The following is a 2,515-nucleotide window of genomic DNA, read 5'->3' as shown; positions in this document are numbered from 1 at the left end:
AAATCGTTAAGGAAAGAATCGAAGGTGGTGCAAACGAAAAAGCAGTATGGAGACTTTTCATTAACTGCCCTTTCGTTTGCATCAATTTCGATTTTTTCTGGTTGAACAAAGCGCGTCAACTCTATATGGACTTTTAATTATGACACTCTATTTATAATAGGATAGCGTGTACACATAGAAACACATAGAATTTATAATTCAGTCCTGTATTATGACACCAGAAATAAGCCTCCCTAAGGAAGCTAAAAAAATATACAGTTATGATACGTTAACAGAGCATATGTGGTTTTGGTTTTATAAAATGTGGTTTTGTAGGCAGAGGAATAATCTTACCACCACAGGAAGAACACTTGCATATATCTTTATTATAAAGAAGACGGATAATGGCAGGTGCATCCATATCTTTCAGCTTGGAAATATATTTTTTGCAACCAAGGATGTTTCTGCATAGGGTAATCTTTTTCTTCTTATTTCTGGATGAAAGAAGACCATAGTGCCTGATACGTACAAAACGTTTTGGAGGAACATGCATTAAAAATCGACGGATAAATTCCTCGCCGGATATGGTGATCTCTTTCCAAAGCCCTTGGTTTTTGTAATCTTTAGCGGAAAAAGTAACTGTAGATTCTGTCATGTCTTTGATACGGTAGTTGCTGATAGCAATCCGGTGGGTGTATTTTCCAAGGTATCTGATGACAGATTCAGCACCGTCAAATGGTTTCTTGCAATAAGGAATCCATTCCTTTGTATAGCAGGTATTTAATAATTCCTTGAAAGTATAGTAGTTTTTGTAAGGTGCAGCCGATCCATGAAATTCAAGCCTGTCATTTTCCCAGAGCTGCTTAAGTTCAGCCATATATTTTCCACGAAATATTTTGGAGATCACCTTAATCGGAAGAAAAAACTCTTTCCCGTTGTCTTTCCAATGATTTTTCACATCCAGCCCTCCACCAAGAACAATCGCATGGATATGAGGATGAAAATTCATGGTGCTTCCCCATGTATGGAGGATACAAATATAGCCGATATCAGTCCCAAGATATTTACTATCAGCAGCAAGTTCACTGAGAGTATCTGAAGCCGCATGATAAAGAGCAGTGTATAAGAATTTCTGGTTGCTGTAGATAATGGGATTAAGTTCTTCTGGAACTGTAAAAACTACATGGAAATAAGGAGCATCTAAGATATCCTCACGCCGTGCATCTACCCATTTTTCTTTTGGAAACTCCTGACACATAGGACAGCATCTGTCACGGCAGGAGTTATAGTGGACTGACATGCAGCCGCAGTCCTCGCATACGCTTACATTCACACCAAAGGCACCGGTTTTGCAATTCATGATGTGATAAGCGGCCTTTCGCTGAGCGGGAGAAATACTATGTGTGGATTCAAAAGATGGATAAAAACGATGAAAAACATCCTGAATCGTACAATCCTTACTCATGATTCACCACCTTCCGGGTTGTCGAACGGGCTGCGGATTCCAAGAAGTGTCTTGTTGCTCACATGAAGGTAAACATCTGTAGAGCGAGGATCAACATGTCCCAGAAGTGACTGGATATATTTTATATCTGTGCCACTTTCGAATAGGTGGCTGGCAAAACTATGACGGCACGCATGAGAGGAAACATGACGGTTAATGCCGGCGAGTTTAGCACTTTTCTTAAAGAACTGGTTAACACTGGCTATATCAAGATATCCACCGGACCAGGAACTTGGGAAAAGGATATCTTTAGGGCGACCACATTTGTACCAATACTCTGTGAGAAGGTCTAAATTTTTTTGAGACAGAATTGTATACCTGTCAATTCTGCCTTTGGTTTCACGAACATGAATTGTCATGTTGGTACGTGAAATGTCATCATAATGAAGATGAACAACCTCTGATACACGTAATCCGGAAGAATACATAGTTGCAATAATCGCTTTATGCTTCAGATTCGGAGTGGCGTCAATGATTGCATTTATTTCATCGCGGGATAGAACAGCAGGAAGATTTCGCTCTCTTTTCATAGCCGGAACAGTGTCATCATCCCAGAGAATCTTCAGCACCTTTTTATATAAGAACTTGATTGCAGACCGATAGTGATTGTGAGTTTCAGGAGACCTTCCTTCCAGACGTTTGGCAGTAAGAAAACTTTCCGCATCTTTAAGTGTAAGATCAGAAACATTTTTTCCAATCCAACGAAGGAAGTAACTGACATCAGAGCAATACAGTTGAATAGTTCTTTCACGCAGGTTACGTTTTTCCGCTTCATTGCGGATGGATTCAAAAATATCTTTATACATAATAAAACCTCCAGAATAAGTAGTGTTAATAATTACATCTACCTATTCGGAGGTGCGTTAGCGTCATAATTCCGATTGCGGAAGAGACTGGAAAATGTTATTCTTATCATAGGCAGTGGAGCTTTCTTAGTTCAGTTGTTTCGTGTGGTAACTTAACAATAACGGATTATGGAAAGTAATTCCACTGCTTTTTTAATAAAAATAAAACTGCGCCACAGCCTTGGCA

At 39.3% G+C, this 2,515-nt stretch carries 2 protein-coding genes; both read right to left on the bottom strand.

From position 1 onward, the window contains the following. Positions 1 to 268: 268 nt before the first annotated feature. Positions 269 to 1,444, bottom strand: coding sequence for an IS91 family transposase (locus LJE09_RS16945; RefSeq protein ID WP_173701399.1), 1,176 nt, complete (start codon positions 1,442 to 1,444; stop codon positions 269 to 271). Next, positions 1,441 to 2,289 (bottom strand): tyrosine-type recombinase/integrase, encoded by an 849-nt coding sequence (locus LJE09_RS16940; protein WP_227311587.1) that lies wholly within the window; start codon positions 2,287 to 2,289, stop codon positions 1,441 to 1,443. The genes LJE09_RS16945 and LJE09_RS16940 overlap by 4 nt, the downstream gene beginning before the upstream one ends. Between the last annotated feature and the right edge of the window lie 226 nt (positions 2,290 to 2,515).

The sequence above is a fragment of the Blautia sp. DFI.3.45 genome (genome assembly GCF_020593505.1).
Taxonomy (GTDB): Bacteria; Bacillota; Clostridia; order Lachnospirales; family Lachnospiraceae; genus Blautia_A; species Blautia_A wexlerae.
The sequence above is the reverse complement of the archived record's forward strand: the minus strand, read 5'-3'. Positions and strand labels throughout refer to the sequence as shown.